Raw genomic sequence first — 19811 nt, 5'->3', positions numbered from 1 at the left:
TTTTGCCTTTATTATTGTAGATGTGGGTGCTGTCGAGGCGAGCCCAGTCACAGCAGGAAATAAAAAAGGTGCGGTCCCGACGGGAGCGCACCTTTTTCGTTATCCGTCCTGGATCAGCTACCCAGCACTTTCGTCGACAGCCAGAACAGGCCCGCGGACAAACCGATGGTCATTGGCAGGGTCAGGACCCAGGCCAGCAGGATGGTCTTGATGGTGCTGCCTTGCAGGCCGCTCTTGCTGGCAATCATGGTCCCGGCCACGCCCGATGACAGTACGTGGGTGGTCGAGACGGGCAGGGCGACGATGTTCGCCAGGGCGATCAGGCCGGCGGTGGTGATCTGCGCCGACATGCCCTGGGCATAGGTCATGCCCTGTTTGCCGATCTTCTCGCCGATGGTCAGCACCACGCGCTTCCAACCGATCATGGTGCCCAGGCCCAGGGCCAGGGCAACGGCCATGATCACCCAGAACGGCGCGTATTCGGTGGTGGCGGTCAGGTCCTTGCGCAGCTTCTCCAGGTCAGCCTTTTCACGGGAGTCCAGACCCGGCAACTTGCCGACGTTCTTCGCGGTGTCATCCAGGCACAACAGGTCGCGACGCACTTCAATGCGTTTCTCCGCCGACAGCGAATGATAGTCGGTCACACCCGTGAGATTGCTCATCAGGGCGTTGATGTTGGCTTCGGTGCGTTGCGGGTTGCAACGGAATTTGCCGGGCATATCGTCGGCCACGTTTTTGCCCAGGGCGAGGAATTCGCTCAGGGTTTCGTGGTTGCGCTGGTAGAACTGGCTCAGGTGCAGGGTCGCGTCGCGGGTGCGTTCAATCTGATAAGTGGTGGTACTCAGGTCCAGGACGAACTGCGCCGGGACGATACCGATCAACACCAGCATGATCAGGCCGATACCTTTCTGGCCATCGTTGGAGCCGTGCACGAAACTCACCGCCATGGCGGAAATCACCAGCACCATGCGGTTCCAGAACGGCGGGTGTTTCTTGTCGTCGATCTTGCGCCGTTGCTCCGGGGTCTTGTGCATCTTGGACAGCGGTCGCCACCGTTTCAGGGCGACCAGTATCAAGCCCGCCACCACCAGGCCGGCAATCGGCGAGAAGATCAGCGAGGCGCCGATATCGATCGCTTTCTGCCAGTTGACCCCCTCGCTCACGGGAATGCCGTTGAGCAGGGCATTGGCCAGGCCGACACCGAGGATCGAGCCGATCAGGGTGTGGGAGCTGGACGCCGGGATACCGAAGTACCAGGTGCCGAGGTTCCAGGCGATGGCCGATGCGAGCAGGGAAAACACCATGGCCAGGCCATGGCCGGTGTTGACGTTGATCAGCAGCTCGACCGGCAACAGGTGGACGATTGCGTAGGCGACGCCAACGCCGCCCAGCAGCACGCCGAGGAAGTTGAACGCACCGGAAAAGAACACCGCCAGGTGCGGCGACATGGCTTTGGTGTAGATAACAGTGGCCACCGCGTTAGCGGTGTCATGAAAGCCGTTGATGAACTCGAAGCTGAGGACAAAGGCCAGGGCGAGCACCAGGCTCACAAGCACCCAGGTATCCAGTCCGCTGAATAAATCGATCATGAAGGTTTTCTGACCCGGTCATAAGGGGGCGCGATTATGCCAGAAAACTTTCGGCTAAGGGCCTGCCTGACGCCATTTGACCTGAGCAGGTGGTCAGGTCGATGGTTGATGCGCGGATGGCACCCCTCTTGGCGTCCGGCGAGCCTGGTGTTGTCCGGGCAGGAAAGGCCAGGCAGCGAAGGGTGGGGCACCGGCAAGGTTCAATGGCGACAGGCCTAAGGCTCTTCGGCCTTGAGTTCCTTTTCCATCTTTTGCAGTTCCTGGGTAAACGCCTGGTCCAGAAGACTGGCTCGTTTGCGCCAGGGTTTGCGTTCTGGATCGGGTTGTGCGGCGTAGGTGGTGACTGCCCCGCCGTAAACATCCTTGTAACGTTGTTCCTGGCGCTCAAGTTCCGCGCGCAGTTCGTCTTTCGTCACAGTACTACCTAATTTGAGTTGAGTGATTGTGTTCCATTAAACACAACCGCCCTGGCGAAACGTTCAATCTTGGGCTTGAGCGCTGACAGTCGGAATTCCCATCGGGCCAGATGGCCTTGAGGTCGTACAGGGTATTATAGCGGTTGGTTTGACGATACTATCGCGAAGATAAGGGAATTCGTCAACTTTGTTGGTGAGTTTTGTGGTGTAGGAGTTTTGAACTGTAACTTGAGGGGCGGCTAACCGCTGCCTGTTTTTTGACGACAGTTATCAATTCAAGTTGCATTGCAATAAGCCCGATACTTGGAAATAGAGTCCCGTTTCTGTTGAAGAACAACGCTTCAACTTTTTGCTCGGTCCTTTGCTCATGATCGGTCAGGAAAAAAACGGCCTCACTTCGTGGGTGAGGCCGGACCGCCGGACTTCCCGGTGGGTACCTGACCAGTATCCCGGGAAATCCACAACGGCGTGCCCACGGTATAAGCCGCGGCGCTCAGGGTCAATTGCGATTATCGGCCACTGGTTCGATAATCGCACCAAACTGAGCTACCCTGACTTGTCTATTGGCCCGGGCCCGGCCTGTAATGGGTCTCCACTGCGGATAAGGTACCTGCCATGAACGATCAACTGCGTGATGCCTTCGTTTCCGCGGCGCCACCCATCGTTGCCTCGCCGGCCAAGCGCATCCAGGCGCTGACCGGCGACCCTGATTTCATGACCTCGCTGGCACGTGGCCTGGCGGTGGTGCAGGCGTTCCAGGAGCGCAAACGGCACCTGACCATTGCGCAGATCAGCCACCGCACGGAAATTCCCCGTGCGGCGGTGCGACGTTGCCTGCATACCTTGATCAAGCTCGGCTACGCCACCACCGACGGTCGTACCTATTCGCTGTTACCCAAGGTGTTGACCCTGGGCCACGCGTACCTGTCGTCCACGCCCCTGGCCGTGTCGGCCCAACCTTATCTCGACCGCATGAGCGAGCAACTGCACGAAGCCTGCAACATGGCGACCCTGGAAGGCGACGACATTCTGTACATCGCCCGTTCCGCCACCACTCAACGGCTGATCTCGGTTGATCTTTCGGTGGGTGGCCGGTTGCCGGCTTATTGCACATCCATGGGGCGAATCCTCCTGGCGGCGCTGGACGATGCCTCCTTGCGCGAATACCTCGAGCATGCCGACCTGCACGCCAAGACCAGTCGCACCCTGCACACCCCTGAAGCCTTGCTCGAATGCCTGCAACAGGTTCGCCGACAGGGCTGGTGCATTGTCGACCAGGAACTGGAGCAAGGTTTGCGTTCGATTGCCGTGCCGGTCTACGACGCCTCCGGGCAGGTGTTGGCGGCACTGAACGTCAGTACCCATGCCGGGCGTGTCAGCTGCGCGGAACTGGAGCAGCGAGTCCTGCCGAGCATGCTGCAGGCCAGTCGCGAGCTGAGTACGCAGTTGTTTTCCTGAACTGCGGTTTCCCTGACGACGAATTCCTCGAAGGATAGAACGGTAGCTTGCAAACAATTCGTTCGATTACCGAACGGTTAATCGATTATCGGATTGTTTGGCCGCCGACCCCCGGCTTACTCTGAGCTCATCGCGGCGCTGAACCTGGCGCCACCCCTCAGGCTTGTTGAAACCGGGAGTCTGCACCCATGGCTGAAATCCTTTCGCTGCATGAAGCGGTGAAGCAGTTCGTCAACGACGGCGATACCGTCGCGCTCGAAGGCTTCACCCATTTGATTCCGACTGCGGCGGGTCATGAAATCATTCGTCAGGGCAAGAAAGACCTGACGCTGGTCCGCATGACGCCCGATCTGATCTATGACCAGCTCATCGGCGCCGGTTGCGCCCGCAAGCTGATTTTCTCCTGGGGCGGCAATCCGGGCGTGGGCTCGTTGCACCGCCTGCGCGATGCTGTCGAGAAGCACTGGCCGCACCCGCTGGAAATCGAAGAACACAGCCATGCCGACCTGGCCAATGCCTATGTGGCTGGAGCCTCCGGCTTGCCGTTCGCGGTCCTGCGGGCCTACGCCGGCTCCGACCTGCCGAAGGTCAATCCGCTGATCAAGACCGTCACCTGCCCATTCACGGGTGAAGTGCTGGCCGCCGTGCCCTCGGTACGCCCGGATATCACCGTGATCCATGCCCAGAAAGCCGACCGCAAGGGCAATGTGCTGCTCTGGGGCATTCTCGGTGTGCAGAAGGAAGCGGCCCTGGCGGCCAAGCGCTGCATCGTCACCGTCGAGGAAATTGTTGATGACCTGCAGGCACCGATGAACGCCTGTGTCCTGCCGACCTGGGCCCTGAGCGCCGTGTGTCATGTCCCTGGCGGCGCCCACCCGTCCTACGCCCATGGCTATACCGAGCGCGACAACCGTTTCTACCAGGCCTGGGACCCGATTGCCCGCGATCGCGCCACCTTTACCGCCTGGATCGCCGAGTACATCCATGGCACCGCGAACTTTGCCGAGTTCCAACGCAAACTGGCCCACGCTTCGGAGGCTAAGTAATGACCTACACCACCAATGAAATGATGACGGTGGCCGCTGCGCGTCGGCTGAAGAACGGTTCGGTCTGCTTTGTCGGTATCGGCCTGCCGTCCAAGGCCGCCAACCTGGCGCGGCTGACCTCTTCGCCGGATGTGGTGCTGATCTACGAATCGGGTCCGATTGGCGCCAAGCCCAGTGTGCTGCCGCTGTCCATCGGTGATGGCGAGCTGGCGGAAACCGCCGACACCGTGGTGCCTACCGGCGAGATCTTCCGTTATTGGCTGCAAGGCGGGCGTATTGATGTCGGCTTTCTCGGTGCGGCGCAAGTCGACCGTTTCGGCAATATCAACACCACCGTGGTCGGTGACTATTTCGCGCCCAAGGTCCGCCTGCCCGGTGCCGGTGGCGCCCCGGAAATCGCCGGTTCCGCGAAAAGCGTGCTGATCATCCTCAAGCAGTCGGCCCGCTCCTTCGTCGACAAGCTGGACTTCATCACTTCCGTCGGTCACGGCGAAGGCGGTGATTCGCGCAAGCGTCTGGGCCTGCCGGGTGCAGGTCCGGTGGGGATCATCACCGACCTGTGCATCATGGAGCCGGAAGCGCAAACCCACGAATTCATCGTTACCGCACTGCATCCGGGGGTGACCCGCGAGCAAGTGATCGCCGCCACCGGCTGGGCGGTGCGGTTCGCCGAACAGGTCGACAGTACCGCCGCGCCAACCGAAGTCGAGCTGACCGCCCTGCGCGATCTTGAAGCTCGCACCGCCGCCGCCCATGGCCAAGCCCCTGGAGAAGCCTGATGCGTGAAGTCTTTATCTGTGACGCCATTCGTACCCCCATCGGTCGTTTCGGTGGTGGCCTGGCCTCGGTGCGCGCCGATGACTTGGCGGCCGTGCCGATCAAGGCGCTGATGGAGCGTAATCCGTCGGTGAATTGGAGCGAGGTCGATGAAGTGTTTTTCGGCTGCGCCAACCAGGCCGGCGAAGACAACCGCAACGTCGCCCGCATGGCGCTGTTGCTGGCGGGATTGCCTTCGAGCATTGCGGGCGTGACCCTCAACCGTCTTTGCGCCTCGGGCATGGATGCGATCGGTACTGCGTTCCGGGCCATCGCCAGCGGCGAGATGGAATTGGCGATTGCCGGAGGGGTGGAGTCCATGTCCCGCGCGCCCTTCGTGATGGGCAAGGCTGACGCGGCGTTTTCCCGCAACATGAAGCTGGAAGACACCACCATCGGCTGGCGCTTTATCAATCCGCTGATGAAGGCCCAATACGGTGTCGATGCGATGCCGCAGACCGCCGATAACGTGGCGGACGATTATCAGGTGTCCCGCGCCGACCAGGACGCGTTTGCCTTGCGTAGCCAGCAACGTACGGCCGCCGCCCAGGCCGCTGGCTTCTTCAATGAGGAAATCGTGCCGGTGCGTATCGCCCACAAGAAAGGCGAAACCGTGGTCGAGCACGATGAACATCCACGGGCGGACACAACGCTGGAGACTCTGGCCCGACTCAAACCAGTCAACGGCCCGGACAAGACCGTGACCGCCGGCAATGCGTCCGGTGTCAACGATGGCGCGGCGGCGCTGATCCTGGCGTCTGCCGAGGCGGTGAAGAAGCACGGTTTGAAGGCCCGTGCCCGGGTGCTCGGCATGGCCAGCGCGGGGGTCGAGCCGCGGGTCATGGGGATCGGCCCGGTACCGGCGGTGCGCAAGTTGATCGAGCGCCTGGGCCTGGCCGTCGGCGACTTCGACGTTATCGAGTTGAACGAAGCCTTCGCCAGCCAGGGCCTGGCGGTGCTGCGTGAGCTGGGTATTGCCGACGATGCGCCGCAGGTCAATCCGAACGGTGGCGCCATCGCCCTCGGTCACCCGTTGGGCATGAGTGGCGCCCGGCTGGTGCTGACGGCGCTCCATCAGTTGGAGAAAAGCGGCGGCCGCAAAGGTCTGGCGACCATGTGTGTCGGTGTCGGGCAGGGGCTGGCGCTGGCGATTGAGCGGGTCTGAGATCCAAGGGCAACAAACAGACGCCCGGATGACTGCCACGCACGGTCATTCGGGCGATTGTTCTTGCGGAACAGGTCTGTTGCGAAGTATGTCTAGACTGCAACTTACCTCCTTCGAGTGATGAAACATGACAACAACAACGATGCCGTACACCTCCGAAGAACGTAACAAGAGGATCTTTGCCATTGTCGGCGCGTCTTCCGGCAACCTGGTCGAGTGGTTCGATTTCTACGTCTATGCCTTCTGCGCGATCTACTTCGCCCCGGCGTTTTTTCCCTCCGACAATCCCACGGTGCAGTTGGTCAACACGGCCGGGGTGTTCGCCGCCGGCTTCCTGATGCGGCCCATCGGTGGCTGGTTGTTCGGGCGCATGGCCGACAAGCACGGGCGCAAGAGCTCCATGATGGTCTCGGTGCTGATGATGTGCGCCGGCTCCCTGGTCATCGCCTTCCTGCCCGGCTACGCGACCATCGGGGTCTGGGCACCGGTGCTGTTACTGGTGGCGCGGCTGTTCCAGGGCCTGTCGGTGGGCGGTGAGTACGGCACCACCGCGACCTATATGAGTGAGGTGGCCCTGCGCGGCCAGCGCGGTTTCTTCGCCTCGTTCCAGTACGTGACCCTGATCGGTGGCCAGTTGCTGGCGGTGCTGGTGGTGGTGATTCTGCAGCAATTCCTCACGGAACCCGAGCTCAAGGCCTGGGGCTGGCGGATTCCCTTCGTGGTCGGCGCCATCGCGGCGCTGATCTCGCTGTTTCTGCGTCGCGCCCTGAAGGAAACCACCAGCAAGGAAACCCGCCAGGACAAGGACGCCGGCAGCATGCGGGCGTTGTTCCGCGATCACAAGGCGGCCTTTATCACCGTGCTCGGCTATACCGCCGGTGGCTCGCTGATTTTCTACACCTTTACCACGTACATGCAGAAGTACCTGGTGAACACCGCCGGGATGACGGCCAAGACCGCCAGTTTCATCATGACCGGGGTACTGTTTCTCTATATGTGCATGCAGCCATTGTTCGGCTTGCTCTCGGACCGGATCGGCCGGCGTAACAGCATGCTCTGGTTCGGTGCCCTGGGAACCTTGTGCACCGTGCCAATCCTGCTGACCCTGAAAACCGTGACCAGTCCGTTCCTGGCCTTTGTGCTGATTACCCTGGCCCTGGCAATCGTCAGTTTCTATACCTCCATCAGCGGTCTGGTCAAAGCCGAGATGTTCCCGGTCCAGGTACGGGCGCTGGGTGTCGGCCTGGCCTACGCGGTGGCGAATGCACTCTTCGGCGGTTCGGCGGAATACGTGGCCCTGAACCTGAAGTCGGTGGGTATGGAAAACGCCTTCTACTGGTATGTGACGGTGATGATGGCGGTCGCCTTCCTCTTCAGCTTGCGCCTGCCGAAAGAAGCGGCCTACCTGCACCACGATCACTGATGGGGCCGCGCGCCTTTACAGGCGCGCCTGCCCGATTTTTACTTGAAGGAGATGAGTGTGGCTTTTGTACAACTTGCCGAGGGTGAACTGCATTACCAGTTGGACGGCCCGCCAGGCGCGCCAGTGCTGGTGTTGTCCAACTCGTTGGGGACCGATCTGGGGATGTGGGACACCCAGATACCGGCGTTTGCCGAGCACTTGCGGGTATTGCGCTACGACACTCGCGGCCATGGTCGTTCGCTGGTGACACCGGGGCCTTATAGCATCGAGCAACTGGGGCGTGACGTAGTGGCGTTGCTGGACGCGTTGCATATCGAGCGCGCGCATTTCTGCGGCCTGTCCATGGGCGGCCTGATTGGCCAGTGGCTGGGCATCAACGCCGGCCATCGCCTGCAGCGGCTGATTGTCTGCAACACGGCGGCGAAGATCGGTGATGCCGCCGGTTGGAATTCACGGATCGAGGCGGTGTCGACGGGGGGCCAGGCGGCGATGCTGGCCCTGCGCGATGGCGCGGTGTCACGCTGGTTCACCCCGGAGTTCGTCGAGGCACATCCGGATCGGGTCAAACCGATCACCGATATGCTTGCCGCCACCTCGCCCCAGGGTTATGCCGCCAACTGCTGTGCGGTGCGCGATGCGGATTTTCGCGAGCAACTGGAGCGAATTCAAGTGCCGCTGCTGGTGATTTCCGGCACCGAGGATGCGGTAACGCCGCCTGCGGGCGGGATCTTTATCCAGCAGCACGTCGAGGGCGCCGAATACGCCGAGTTCCATGCCGCGCACCTTTCCAATGTGCAGGCTGGCGCCGCGTTCAGCCAGCGGGTGCTGGACTTTCTGTCAGATAGGGGTTGAGGTGTTCGGGATGAAATCTTTCTCTTTTGTAGGAAAATTTCGCGATACGGCTGAACGCCGGCCAGGTGCTGTGCTCTGATGACGACGATGGTCTTTCTGCCATTGCTTTGATTCGGACCCACCTAATCCCATGAAGTCGTTTGCCGCGCTGTTATCAGGGCTTGTGATCGCTGTGAGTCTTGCCGGTTGCATCGGTCCGCCGATGCCCTTGACCGCACAGACCGAGCAAGCCCTGCATTCGCAACCACCGATCCGTTTCCTGCTGACTTTCGATGACGGGCCCAGCGCTTCCAGCTTCTGGAACCCGACGGCGTCGGTGCTCGATGACCTGGCTGATAATCCGATCCAGCCAGGTATCAAGGCCGTGTTCTTCGTCCAGACCCGTGCACCCCGGGCCGGCAACAGTGACATCGGTCGTGCGCTGATGCGGCGCGAGCATGGCGAGGGACATATCCTCGGCTTTCACACTGCAACACCCTGGCACACCAATCATCGCTCACTGAATCCGCAGGAGCTGGAACAGTCGCTCAGCGACGGTAGCGCGGATATCGCCGCGATCACCGGCGCGCCGCCAACGATCCTGCGCCCGCCGTTCTGGAATTATGACAAGCGCACCTTCGCCGCCTACCAGCGGCATGGCCTGCATGTGTTGCTGACGGACTTGAGTGCCAATGACGGCAAGGTCTGGGGGATCACCGCCAGCCCGCAGCGCCGGGCCAATCTGCTCAAGCACCTGGCCGAAGTCCGCGAGCAGATTGCGCAGGGGAAGATGCCGGTGGTCGATGGTGTGATTCCGGTGGTGGTGACCTTTCACGATCTCAATCGCTATACCGCCCGGCATATGCAGGAGTATCTGCAGATCCTGATGGACTGCGCGCGGGACACCGGCGTGTCGACAGCCGGGCAACCGTTCTATACCGATCGCCCAGCGCTGTTGCGGGCCGTGATGGCCCGCACGGTGCATGACAGTTCCGTGCCCGTGCAGTTGCCCGGATTCTGGAACTGGTGGTGGGGCGGTAATTCACACTAGGCCGATGAACGCCTACAGCAACGAGATCGGATAGCTGATGATCAGGCGATTCTCATCGAACTCGTTGCTGCTGAAACTCTTGCGCAGGCTGGAGTTGCGCCAGCGCAGACTCAGATCACGGAAGGTGCCGCTCTGGATGGTGTAGGCCAACTCGGACTCACGCCCCCACTCCTTGCCGTCGGTGATGGTTCCGGTGTGCACATTGTCGCCGCTGATGTAGCGGTTCATCAGCGTCAGCCCCGGTACCCCGAGGGCGGCGAAGTTGTAGTCGTGGCGTAGCTGCCAGGACTTCTCGCGGGCGTTGTCGTAGCTGTTGTTGTAGCTGTCGTTGGCCAGGGTGCCGCCGCTGGTGCCGTTGACGCGCATCCAGGCGCTGTTACCGGTGAGCTTCTGCAAGCCGACATAGAAGGTGTTGCCGCCGTACTTGGCCGAGAACAGCCCGGACCAGGTCTTGTTCTCCAGTTCGCCAGCCTTGGCGCTGCCGTCGTCCTTGCCGTAGAAGAAGCCGAGGTTGGCACCCAGGGTCCAGTCACCCAGCGGTTGGCTGTGCACCAGGTTGACGTACTGCTGGCTGTAGATGTCCTTGAGCTGGGCATTCCACACGCCGATCAGGGTGCGCTTGTCGTTGAAGGTGTATTCGCCGCCCTGGAAGTTGAAGCGGTCGGAGGTGATGCCGGGCTTACCGTTCATGAACATGTCGGTCATGCTCGAATCGTTGCGCGGGCTGTTCTTCTGGAACTGGCCACCGTAAAGCGTCAGGCCGTCGATTTCCTTCGAGGTGATCTGGCCGCCGCGAAAGGTTTGCGGCAGCGAGCGACCATCGTCCGAACGCAGGATCGGCAGCACCGGCATCCATTCGCCGACCTTCAGTTCAGTCTTGGAAATCCTCGCCTTGAGAGCCACGCCCAGGCGCCCGAAGTTGTCGGCCGGGCGCCCGTCGCCGTCCAGCGGCAGCAACTGTGTCCCGCCAGTGCCTTTGCCGCCGTCGAGTTTCTGCGAGAAGGTGCCGAGCACGTCGGCCCCGAATCCCACGGTGCCCTGGGTAAAACCGGATCTGGCATCGAGGATGAAGCTCTGTGTCCATTCCTCGGCCTTTCCCTGCGGGAAGGCCAGGTTGGTGAAGTTGCGGTTGATATAGAAGTTGCGCAGGTTCAGGTTGGCCTGGGCATCCTCCACAAAACCGTGTTCCTCGGCCATTGCCGGCAAGGCCGCACTGGCGATGGTGATGGCCAGCAGGGTGCGGGAGGAAAGGTTGCTCGTGTTCAGTCGCTTCATGGATCGGTCTCTCTAATTGTTAGGGATGAGGCAGGGCGCAACCGCAACCAGAGGTTGCAGGCAAGGGGACGAACGGAGAACGGGTGGCTGTGATCAACCGGTGAGCGCGGGATATCGAGGCATGGCGGATGAACCTGTTGTTATGGCTATGGGTCAGTGCGGGGAATGGTGCGGGGAATTAACCAGTTAGTTCAATTGGTGTTTTGTAGTTTTGGGCGATTATCGAACGGAACAACTCAGGCATAAAAAAACCCGCCAGTGGCGGGTTTTCCGTGGTGCGTGAAAGGTCTCAGCCCTTCGGTGGTGTTTCATCGATCGGCTGTGCCTGACCGGTCTGCTCGTACCAGCCACCGCCGAGGGCCTTGTACAGGTTGACCTCGCTGGTGAGTTGCGACAGGCGATCACTGATCAACGATTGCTGGGCGCTGAACAACGAGCGCTGGGCATCGAGGAAGGTCAGGTTGCTGTCGACACCAATGCGGTAGCGACGCTCGGCCAGGCGGTAGTAGTCCTGGTTGGCGGCGACCACGTCACGCTGGGCCTGCAACTGCTGGTTGTAGGTCTGGCGTGCCGCGAGGCCGTCGGAGACTTCCTGGAAGCCGGTCTGAATGGCTTTCTCGTAGTTGGCGACGCTGATGTCCTTCTGGATCTTCGAGTAGTCCAGGCTGGCTTTCAGGCTACCGGCGTTGAAGATCGGAATGTTGATACTGGGCGCGAACGACCAGGTCCCCGAGCCGCCCTTGAACAAACCGCCCATGTCCGGGCTCAAGGTCCCGGCATTGGCGGTCAGGGTGATGCTCGGGAAGAACGCCGCACGGGCGGCCCCGATATTGGCGTTGGCTGCCAGCAACTGGTGCTCGGCGTTGAGAATATCCGGACGCCGTTGCAGCAGTTCGGACGGCAGGCCGGCCGGCATCTCGCTGAGCAGCTTGGCCGACAGTGGTTGGGCCGCCGGCAGGTTGGCCGGCAAACCGCTGCCGAGCAGCAGTGTCAGACTGTTCTGGTCCTGGGCGACCTGGCGGGTGTATTGCGCCAGCTTGGCCCGCGCGCCTTCCACCGAAGTCCGCGACTGGCTCAGGTCCAGGGCGGAGGCCACGCCGACTTCGTTGCTGCGCGAGGTCAGTTTGTAGCTTTCCTCGTAGGTCGCCAGGGTGTCCTGGGTCAGCTTGAGCAGTTCCTTGTCGGCCTGCCAGGTCAGGTAGGCGTTGGCCACGCTGGCCACCAGGCTGATCTGGGTGGTGCGACGGGCTTCTTCGCTGGCGAAGTAGGTCTGCAGCGCCTTCTCGCTCAGGCTACGAACGCGACCGAACAGGTCCAGCTCATAGGAGCTGATCCCGAGGGTTGCCGAGTACTGGCTGTTGATCGTTTCCTTGCCGGAACTCGAGGCGGCGGCCGGCACGCGTTGACGACTACCGCTGCCTGTGGCGCTGACCGCCGGGAACAGGTCGGCGCGCTGGATCTGGTACTGGGCACGGTAGGCATCGATATTCAGCGCCGCGACACGCAGGTCGCGGTTGTTTTCAAGCGCCACCTGGATCAGTTGCCGTAGCGCCGGATCGTTGAAGAACTGTCGCCAGCCCTGTTCGGCGGCCGCGACGTCCGCCGCCTGGGCCGGCGAGTAGGCCGGTCCTTGCGGGTATTGTGCCGCGACCGGCGCTTCGGGACGCTGGTAGTCGGGGATCAACGAGCAACCGCTGAGCACGAAGGCCGCGACCGCTACACTGAGAAGGGACTTGCTCATTGGCCAGCCTCGTTGCTTGGAGTTTCAGTAGTGTCTGACTTCTTGTGCTTTTTCTCGCCGCCGATGGACGACACCGAGACGAAGAACAGTGGAACCCAGAAGATCGCCAGAATTGTCGCGGTGATCATACCGCCAATCACGCCGGTACCGATGGCGTGCTGGCTGCCCGAACCGGCACCGGTGGAGATCGCCAGCGGCACCACGCCGAGGATGAACGCCAGGGAGGTCATGATGATCGGACGCAGACGCATACGGCAAGCCTCTACCGCCGCGTCGATCAGGCTACGTCCCTGTTCATGCAGTTCCTTGGCGAACTCCACGATCAGGATGGCGTTTTTCGCCGCCAGACCGATAGTCGTCAACAGGCCCACCTGGAAGTAGACGTCGTTGGACAGCCCGCGGAAGGTCGTCGCCAACAGTGCCCCGATGATCCCCAGCGGTACCACCAGAACCACGGCGATTGGAATCGACCAGCTCTCGTACAGCGCCGCCAGGCACAGGAACACCATCAGCAGCGACAGGGCGAACAACGCCGGCGCCTGGGAGCCGGACAGCTTCTCCTCGTAGGACAGGCCGGTCCAGGAAATCCCGACGCCGGTCGGCAGTTTCGCGGCGATGGCTTCGACTTCCGCCAGGGCCTGGCCAGTACTGTAGCCGGGGGCCGGCGCACCGAGAATTTCCATGGCGGCGACGCCGTTGAACCGCGACAGTTTCGGCGAACCGAAGACCCACTCGCCCTTGGCGAACGCGGAGAACGGCACCATGACCCCTGAGCTGTTGCGCACGTACCATTTCTGCAGGTCTTCCGGACTCATCCGCGAACTGGGCTTGCCCTGCACGAAGACTTTTTTCACCCGACCGCGGTCGATGAAGTCGTTGACATAGCTGGCGCCCAGGGCGATCGACAAGCTGTTGTTGATATCCGAAAGGGACAGGCCCAGGGCGCTGGCGCGCTCGTCGTCGATGCTCAGTTGGTACTGCGGCTCGTCGTTCAGGCCGTTAGGCCGAACCTGGGTGAGCACCTTGCTCTGCGCGGCCATGCCGAGGAACTGGTTGCGCGCGGCCATCAGCCTGTCGTGACCGATACCGGCCTTGTCCTGCAGATAGACATCGAAACCGATGGCGTTACCCAACTCCAGCACTGCCGGCGGGGCGAAGGCAAACACCATCGCATCGCGGAAGGAGAAGAAGTGCTGCTGGGCACGGGCGGCGAGGCCGAACACGCTGTTCTGGCTGCTGCGCTCATGCCATGGCTTGAGCATGATGAAGCCCAGGCCCGAGCTCTGACCATTACCGGCGAAGTTGAAGCCGTTCACGGTGAACACCGACGCCACGGTGTCGGATTCCTTGGTCAACAGATACTCACGCATTTCGTTGAGCACCGCCTGGGTCCGCTCGGCACTGGAGCCGGCCGGGGTTTGCACCTGGGCGAACAGTACACCCTGGTCTTCTTCCGGCAGGAAGGAGGTCGGAATGCGCATGAACAACCAGATCATGCCGGCAAAGATGATCACGTAGACCAGCAAGTACGGCGCCTTGTGGCGCAGGATGCTGCCCACGGTACGTTCGTAGCCGCGCACGCTGCGGTCGAAGTTGCGGTTGAACCAGCCGAAGAAACCACGCTTCGCGGTGCCGTGGTCGCCCTTGGCAATCGGCTTGAGCATGGTCGCGCACAGGGCCGGGGTGAAGATCAGGGCGACCAGTACCGACAGGGCCATGGCCGAGACGATGGTGATCGAGAACTGTTTGTAGATCACCCCGGTGGAGCCGGCAAAGAACGCCATGGGCAGCAATACCGCCGAGAGCACGAGGGCGATACCCACCAGTGCGCCCTGGATCTGCCCCATGGATTTCTTCGTCGCTTCCTTGGGCGACAGGCCTTCCTCGCTCATCACCCGTTCGACGTTCTCCACCACGACGATGGCATCGTCCACCAACAGGCCGATGGCGAGCACCATGCCGAACATGGTCAGGGTATTGATGCTGAAGCCGGCGGCCGCGAGGATCCCGAAAGTCCCCAGCAATACCACCGGTACCGCCATGGTGGTAATGATGGTGGCGCGGAAGTTCTGCAGGAACAGGAACATCACCAGGAACACCAGCACGATCGCCTCGACCAGGGTTTCAACCACGCCCTTGATCGATTCGGTCACCACCGGGGTGGTGTCATACGGGTAAACCACTTGCATGCCTTGTGGAAAGAATGGCTCCAGCGTGGCGATGGTCTGGCGCAAGGCCTTGGCGGTGTCCAGGGCGTTGGCGCCGGCGGCGAGTTTCACCGCCAGGCCCGACGCCGGCTTGCCGTTGTACTGGGCGTTGACGCTGTAGTTTTCGCCGCCCAGGGCAACATCGGCGACATCACCCAGACGCACTTGCGAGCCGTCCTGGTTGACCTTGAGCAGGATCGCCTTGAACTGTTCGGCGGTCTGCAGGCGGGTCTTGCCGATGATGGTGGCGTTCAACTGTTGACCGGGCATGGCCGGCAGCCCGCCCAGTTGCCCGGAGGCGACCTGGACGTTCTGCGCGGCGATGGCGGTTTTCACGTCCACCGGGGTCAGCTTGAAGTTGTTCAGCTTGGCCGGGTCGAGCCAGATCCGCATCGCGTACTGGGCACCGAACACCTGGAAGTCGCCGACACCAGCGGTCCGCGAGATCGGGTCCTGCATGTTGGAAACGATATAGTTCGCCAGGTCGTCGCGGTTCATGCTGCCGTCTGTCGAGACAACACCAATCACCATCAGGAAGTTCTTCACCGACTTGGTCACGCGGATACCCTGTTGCTGCACTTCTTGCGGCAGCAACGGGGTGGCCAGGTTCAGTTTGTTCTGCACCTGAACCTGGGCGGTATCGGGGCTGGTGCCCTGATTGAAGGTCGCGGTGATGGTCATGCTGCCGTCGGAGTTACTCGACGATTCGATATAACGCAGGTTATCGATACCGTTGAGTTGCTGCTCGATCACCTGGACCACGGTGTCCTGCACGGTCTGCGCCGAAGCGCCCGGGTAGGTCACGGCAATCGCGATGGCCGGCGGTGCAATGGCCGGGTACTGGTTGATCGGTAACTTGAGGATCGATAGAGCCCCGACCAACATGATCACCAGGGCGATCACCCAGGCGAAGATTGGGCGGTCGATAAAAAATTTCGACATGGTTTACTCCCCTTTGCTGCCTGCGGCTTTATCGGTTGCCGGGGCAGGGGCCGGGTTGGCTGCCTTCACATTGGTGGCTTCGGTGGCCTTGACTTCAACGCCAGGACGAACGAACTGGAGACCTTCGGTGATGACACGATCGCCGGCTTTCAAGCCGTCTTCGATCAACCATTGGCTGCCGACGGTGCGGCTGGCCTTGAGTTGACGCAGTTCGACCTTGTTATCCGGGCCGACCACCAGTGCGGTCGGGGTGCCTTTCAGGTCACGGGTCACGCCTTGTTGCGGGGCGAGAATCGCGGCGCTGTTGACCCCGGCCTGCAACCGGGCATGCACGAACATGCCGGGCAGCAAGGTGTGATCCGGGTTCGGGAACACCGCGCGCAGGGTCACGGAGCCGGTGGTTTCATCCACGGTGACTTCGGAGAACTCCAGCTTGCCGTCCAGTTTGTACTGGCTGCCGTCTTCCAGGGTCAGCTTGACCGCCGCGGCATTGTCGCCGGCTTTCTGCAAGCGTCCGCTTTCCAGCTCATGGCGCAGTTGCAGCAACTCGGCGGTGGACTGCGTCACATCGACATAAATCGGGTCGAGTTGCGAAATCGTCGCCATGGCGGTGGTCTGGCCGCTGCTGACCAGCGCGCCCTCGGTCACCGAAGAGCGTCCGATGCGCCCGGACAACGGGGCGTACACCTTGGTGTAGCGCACGTTGATCTGGGCGCTCTGCAAGGACGCTTCCGATTGCAGGCGATTGGCCACGGCGGTGTCGTAATCCTGGCGGCTGACCGCCTGCTCACTCACCAATTGTTTATAGCGATCGGCAATCGACTTGGTCGATTGCAGGTTCGCCTCGGCGCTTTTCAAGGTCGCTTCATAGACCGACGGGTCGATCTGATACAGCTGCTGGCCGGCTTTGACATCGCCGCCTTCCTTGAACAGACGCTTGAGAATGATGCCATTGACCTGCGGACGGACCTCCGCGATGCGGTACGCCGTGGTTCGACCGGGCAGGTCGGAGGTCAGGGTAAAGGCCTGGGTTTGCAGGGTAACGACGCCGACCTGAGGCGCGGGAGGGGCTGGCGGAGCCGCCTTTTCCTCTTTACATCCGCTGAGCAGCGATGCCAGGGCGACGGCGGTGACCAGAGCGGTAACAGCTGGCTTGAGTTGCATGAAGATCCTCGGGTCAGGCGCGCACGATGCGCACAAGAAAAGTGGAAGGTTACGAAGGGTGATCCGGGTGGATAAATAGGTTGCTAATGAATATACTTACATTCATGGTTGTTTGTAAACACTTGCACTTTACGTGAAAATAGTTACAAAGCATGTGATCTCGCCCGGGAAAAGGCCCAACAGTCGCCTCCCGTCATTAAGTTCTGATTAAGCCCGGCGTTAGTTCGAGGCCCCCTGATTGAGGTTTTACTGCCATGGCTCGTCGCACCAAAGAGGAAGCTCGGGAGACCCGGAGACAGATACTCGAAGCAGCCGAAAAAGCCTTTTATGAGCGTGGTGTGGCGCGCACGACCCTGGCTGATATCGCGACCCTGGCGGGGGTGACCCGTGGCGCGATCTATTGGCATTTCAGCAACAAGGCCGAGCTGGTGCAAGCGATGCTCGACAGCCTCCATGAACCGCTCGACGAGTTGGCTCGGGCCAGCGAGAGCGAGGACGAACTCGATCCGCTGGGCTGCATGCGCGCGTTGTTGATTCATGTGCTTCGTCAGGTTGCGCTGGACCCCCAGACTCGGCGCATCAACGAGATTCTGTTTCATAAGTGCGAGTTCACCGATGAAATGTGCGACCTGCGACGTCAACGCCAGGCCGCGATTGTGGACTGCAATCTGAAAATCGGCTTGACCCTGCGCAATGCCATTGCCCGTGGACAATTGCCCGAGCATCTGGACCCTGCCCGCGCCGCCATTGCCATACACGCTTATATCCATGGGATCATTGCTCAATGGCTGCTGGTCTCCGACAGCTTTGAACTGCAGACGGAAGCGGAACGCCTGGTCGATACCGGGCTGGACATGCTGCGCTTGAGTCCAAGCCTGCGCAATTGAGTCAAAATACGTAATTGATTCTAGTTGTATCAAAGTCGAACGCGAGTAAAGTTGACGCGGCGTATCGACGAACAGTAGCGGGCCATTATCCACCCGACCGTTCTATCTTGGTAGTTAGCAAGCTACGTATTTTGTAACGAATGTGTTGCGAGTCTGTGAATGAGTGTGCCTGATTTGTTACACAAGAAATCCGAGCAACCGCTCAAGGGCATTGCCCTGATCGGCTTGGCGGTGCTGATGTTCGCCAGTCACGATGCCTTGTCCAAGTACCTGTCGGGGTTCTATCCCATCGTCATGGTGGTCTGGGCCCGCTACGTGGTGCACACCTTGCTGATGCTGGTGATTTTTGTGCCCCGTAGCGGTTTCTCCGCCGTGGTCCGCACCAAGCGACCAGGCCTGCAGTTGTTACGGGCGTTGTGCCTGATCGGTACCAGCCTGTTTTTTACCACTGGGCTGCGCTATATCCCCTTGGCCGAAGCCACCTCGGTCAACTTTCTCGCGCCCTTGCTGGTAACGGCCTTGTCCGTGCCGCTGCTGGGGGAACGGGTCAGCCGTGGCCAGTGGGCGGCGGTGATTGCCGGTTTTGTCGGCGTGCTGATCGTGGTGCGCCCCGGTGGCGCCTTGTTCACCCCGGCAATTGCCCTGCCACTGTGTTCGGCCTTGTGCTTTGGCTTCTATCAATTGCTGACGCGGATGCTCAGTGGCATCGACAGCCCAACGACCAGCAACTTTCTCACGGGTATTTTCAACAGCCTGATCATGACGGCTTTGCTGCCGTTTTTCTGGAGTACCCCTAGCTGGGGACATGGGCTGTTCATGCTCGGCCTGGGTACCTGCGGCATGCTCGGTCACATGCTGTTGACCCAGGCGTTCCGGCACGCGGCGCCAGCGATGTTGGCACCGTTCAGCTACGGGCAGATTCTCTTCGCCGGGATGTACGGTTATCTGATCTTCGATCATATGCCGGATGCATTCGGCGTAGCGGGCATCGCGGTGATCTGTCTCAGCGGACTGGCGGTGGCCTGGGGCCAGCGCTCGCGCTGAACAGTAGTGCCACTCAGCTCATGCTGAACTTGACGTTATAGCTGTAGGGCGGCGCCTTGAGGGTTTTGCTCAAGCGGGCCTTGCAGGAGGCATGGCGTTCACCGATGGACTCGGCTTTCCTGATCCAGATGGGCAGGTAATTGGGGCGGGGGGCGTGGGCAAAGCGTTCCTGTAGCGTATGTTGGGCGACGAATCGGCACTTGCGCGGCCCGGCGCCATAGATGAACCAGGCCCGGGGGCCGTCGAGTATCAGCTCACGGCGTTCGCCACTGGCGATGTTGAAACTGGACGGCGCCGCGCCGCCCAGGTCGAGGCCGGTCCCCAGGAGCTCGAGGGGTTCGGGGGAGTTGTTGCTGATCTCGATGGACGTGACTATTTTTTTGGCAACCCCGGGACTTGAACGACTGGGGTCTGCAACCCCGGGGCTGACGGTGTCTCTGCCCGAGGCGCCAGAGGCGAAGGCGGCCAGCGAAATCAGAGCCGAGATCGCGGCACAGAACAGGGCGAGGCTGATGGACTGCAGAAGGGGCGTCATCTTAATTCCTTTTAATGAGGGTTTTGAAGCAACGCCATCCCATGACGTTGCGCGCTTGGCCGATGGCGACCGGGCGTTGGCTCAGTATGGGGTTTGTCAGCGAAAATACCCGAGGTAAAGAGCAATGCCTTATGTAGGCTTATTCCCTGATTGAAGTGGGTTGAATGGGGGGAGCGAGTTGAACGCGCTTGCTTTTGTATTGCCCAGGAACGAGAAAGCCC

Annotated in this window: 16 protein-coding genes; 9 read left to right on the top strand and 7 right to left on the bottom strand. The window is 61.0% G+C overall.

Going from position 1 to position 19811, the window contains the following annotated elements; translation table 11 throughout:
* Positions 1-113: 113 nt before the first annotated feature.
* Together PFEN_RS01855 and PFEN_RS01850 are read right to left on the bottom strand one after the other, a co-directional pair.
* On the bottom strand, positions 114-1589 hold the full coding sequence (locus PFEN_RS01855; protein WP_191485339.1) for an inorganic phosphate transporter: 1476 nt from the start codon (positions 1587-1589) through the stop codon (positions 114-116).
* A gap of 215 nt (positions 1590-1804) precedes the next feature.
* Positions 1805-2005 (bottom strand): hypothetical protein, encoded by a 201-nt coding sequence (locus PFEN_RS01850; protein WP_040064907.1) that lies wholly within the window; start codon positions 2003-2005, stop codon positions 1805-1807.
* A gap of 615 nt (positions 2006-2620) precedes the next feature.
* Between PFEN_RS01850 and pcaR the strand changes: the two genes are divergently transcribed.
* The 7 genes from pcaR (at position 2621) to PFEN_RS01815 (ending at position 9795) form a co-directional block, all read left to right on the top strand.
* Positions 2621-3463 (top strand): pca regulon transcriptional regulator PcaR, encoded by an 843-nt coding sequence (gene pcaR / locus PFEN_RS01845; RefSeq protein WP_191485338.1) that lies wholly within the window; start codon positions 2621-2623, stop codon positions 3461-3463.
* 188 nt (positions 3464-3651) lie between these two features.
* The gene (locus tag PFEN_RS01840; RefSeq protein WP_191485337.1) at positions 3652-4509 is read left to right on the top strand and encodes a CoA transferase subunit A; all 858 of its coding nucleotides are present in this window, start codon (positions 3652-3654) and stop codon (positions 4507-4509) included.
* Positions 4509-5288 carry a CoA-transferase subunit beta gene (locus PFEN_RS01835; RefSeq protein ID WP_191485336.1) on the top strand — a complete coding sequence of 260 codons (780 nt, stop codon included), beginning with the start codon at positions 4509-4511 and terminating at the stop codon, positions 5286-5288. The genes PFEN_RS01840 and PFEN_RS01835 overlap by 1 nt, the downstream gene beginning before the upstream one ends.
* Complete coding sequence (gene pcaF / locus PFEN_RS01830; protein WP_191485903.1) at positions 5285-6490, top strand: 3-oxoadipyl-CoA thiolase; 1206 nt, start codon at positions 5285-5287, stop codon at positions 6488-6490. Before PFEN_RS01835 ends, pcaF begins: the two co-directional genes overlap by 4 nt.
* 127 nt (positions 6491-6617) lie before the next feature.
* Positions 6618-7913, top strand: coding sequence for an MFS family transporter (locus tag PFEN_RS01825; protein ID WP_191485335.1), 1296 nt, complete (start codon positions 6618-6620; stop codon positions 7911-7913).
* Positions 7914-7970: 57 nt separating this feature from the next.
* On the top strand, positions 7971-8765 hold the full coding sequence (gene pcaD / locus PFEN_RS01820) for a 3-oxoadipate enol-lactonase (protein ID WP_191485334.1): 795 nt from the start codon (positions 7971-7973) through the stop codon (positions 8763-8765).
* Positions 8766-8895: 130 nt separating this feature from the next.
* Positions 8896-9795: a polysaccharide deacetylase family protein gene (locus PFEN_RS01815; RefSeq protein ID WP_191485333.1), complete on the top strand. Its 900-nt coding sequence runs from the start codon at positions 8896-8898 to the stop codon at positions 9793-9795.
* 12 nt (positions 9796-9807) lie between these two features.
* Here the strand turns inward: PFEN_RS01815 and PFEN_RS01810 are convergent, their stop codons facing one another.
* From PFEN_RS01810 to PFEN_RS01795, 4 genes are all read right to left on the bottom strand, one after another.
* The gene (locus PFEN_RS01810; RefSeq protein ID WP_191485332.1) at positions 9808-11070 is read right to left on the bottom strand and encodes an OprD family porin; all 1263 of its coding nucleotides are present in this window, start codon (positions 11068-11070) and stop codon (positions 9808-9810) included.
* Between the two features lie 289 nt (positions 11071-11359).
* Positions 11360-12811, bottom strand: a complete 1452-nt coding sequence (locus PFEN_RS01805) for an AdeC/AdeK/OprM family multidrug efflux complex outer membrane factor (RefSeq protein ID WP_191485331.1) — start codon at positions 12809-12811, stop codon at positions 11360-11362.
* A complete protein-coding gene (locus tag PFEN_RS01800) occupies positions 12808-15960 on the bottom strand; it encodes an efflux RND transporter permease subunit (RefSeq protein ID WP_191485330.1) in 3153 nt (1050 codons plus the stop codon). Before PFEN_RS01800 ends, PFEN_RS01805 begins: the two co-directional genes overlap by 4 nt.
* 3 nt (positions 15961-15963) lie before the next feature.
* Entirely contained in the window at positions 15964-17124 is a 1161-nt protein-coding gene (locus tag PFEN_RS01795; RefSeq protein ID WP_191485329.1) for an efflux RND transporter periplasmic adaptor subunit, read from the bottom strand.
* 254 nt (positions 17125-17378) lie between these two features.
* On the opposite strand from PFEN_RS01795, the gene PFEN_RS01790 reads away from it, so the two are divergent.
* On the top strand, positions 17379-18011 hold the full coding sequence (locus tag PFEN_RS01790; protein WP_191485328.1) for a TetR family transcriptional regulator: 633 nt from the start codon (positions 17379-17381) through the stop codon (positions 18009-18011).
* 159 nt (positions 18012-18170) lie between these two features.
* A complete protein-coding gene (locus PFEN_RS01785; RefSeq protein ID WP_191485327.1) occupies positions 18171-19055 on the top strand; it encodes a DMT family transporter in 885 nt (294 codons plus the stop codon).
* Between the two features lie 13 nt (positions 19056-19068).
* Here the strand turns inward: PFEN_RS01785 and PFEN_RS01780 are convergent, their stop codons facing one another.
* The gene (locus PFEN_RS01780) at positions 19069-19590 is read right to left on the bottom strand and encodes a hypothetical protein (RefSeq protein ID WP_191485326.1); all 522 of its coding nucleotides are present in this window, start codon (positions 19588-19590) and stop codon (positions 19069-19071) included.
* Between the last annotated feature and the right edge of the window lie 221 nt (positions 19591-19811).

It is taken from the genome of Pseudomonas sp. FEN (assembly GCF_904067045.1).
Taxonomy (GTDB): Bacteria; Pseudomonadota; Gammaproteobacteria; order Pseudomonadales; family Pseudomonadaceae; genus Aquipseudomonas.
This window is presented reverse-complemented; position numbering and strand designations above follow the sequence as displayed.

Bases quoted from the DNA above. Each gene is read 5' to 3' on its own strand.
- PFEN_RS01855 (WP_191485339.1), bottom strand. From the start codon at position 1,589: ATGATCGATTTATTCAGCGGACTGGATACCTGGGTGCTTGTGAGCCTG.
- pcaR (WP_191485338.1), top strand. From the start codon at position 2,621: ATGAACGATCAACTGCGTGATGCCTTCGTTTCCGCGGCGCCACCCATC.
- PFEN_RS01840 (WP_191485337.1), top strand. From the start codon at position 3,652: ATGGCTGAAATCCTTTCGCTGCATGAAGCGGTGAAGCAGTTCGTCAAC.
- PFEN_RS01835 (WP_191485336.1), top strand. From the start codon at position 4,509: ATGACCTACACCACCAATGAAATGATGACGGTGGCCGCTGCGCGTCGG.
- PFEN_RS01825 (WP_191485335.1), top strand. From the start codon at position 6,618: ATGACAACAACAACGATGCCGTACACCTCCGAAGAACGTAACAAGAGG.
- PFEN_RS01815 (WP_191485333.1), top strand. From the start codon at position 8,896: ATGAAGTCGTTTGCCGCGCTGTTATCAGGGCTTGTGATCGCTGTGAGT.
- PFEN_RS01810 (WP_191485332.1), bottom strand. From the start codon at position 11,070: ATGAAGCGACTGAACACGAGCAACCTTTCCTCCCGCACCCTGCTGGCC.
- PFEN_RS01805 (WP_191485331.1), bottom strand. From the start codon at position 12,811: ATGAGCAAGTCCCTTCTCAGTGTAGCGGTCGCGGCCTTCGTGCTCAGC.
- PFEN_RS01800 (WP_191485330.1), bottom strand. From the start codon at position 15,960: ATGTCGAAATTTTTTATCGACCGCCCAATCTTCGCCTGGGTGATCGCC.
- PFEN_RS01795 (WP_191485329.1), bottom strand. From the start codon at position 17,124: ATGCAACTCAAGCCAGCTGTTACCGCTCTGGTCACCGCCGTCGCCCTG.
- PFEN_RS01790 (WP_191485328.1), top strand. From the start codon at position 17,379: ATGGCTCGTCGCACCAAAGAGGAAGCTCGGGAGACCCGGAGACAGATA.
- PFEN_RS01785 (WP_191485327.1), top strand. From the start codon at position 18,171: ATGAGTGTGCCTGATTTGTTACACAAGAAATCCGAGCAACCGCTCAAG.
- PFEN_RS01780 (WP_191485326.1), bottom strand. From the start codon at position 19,590: ATGACGCCCCTTCTGCAGTCCATCAGCCTCGCCCTGTTCTGTGCCGCG.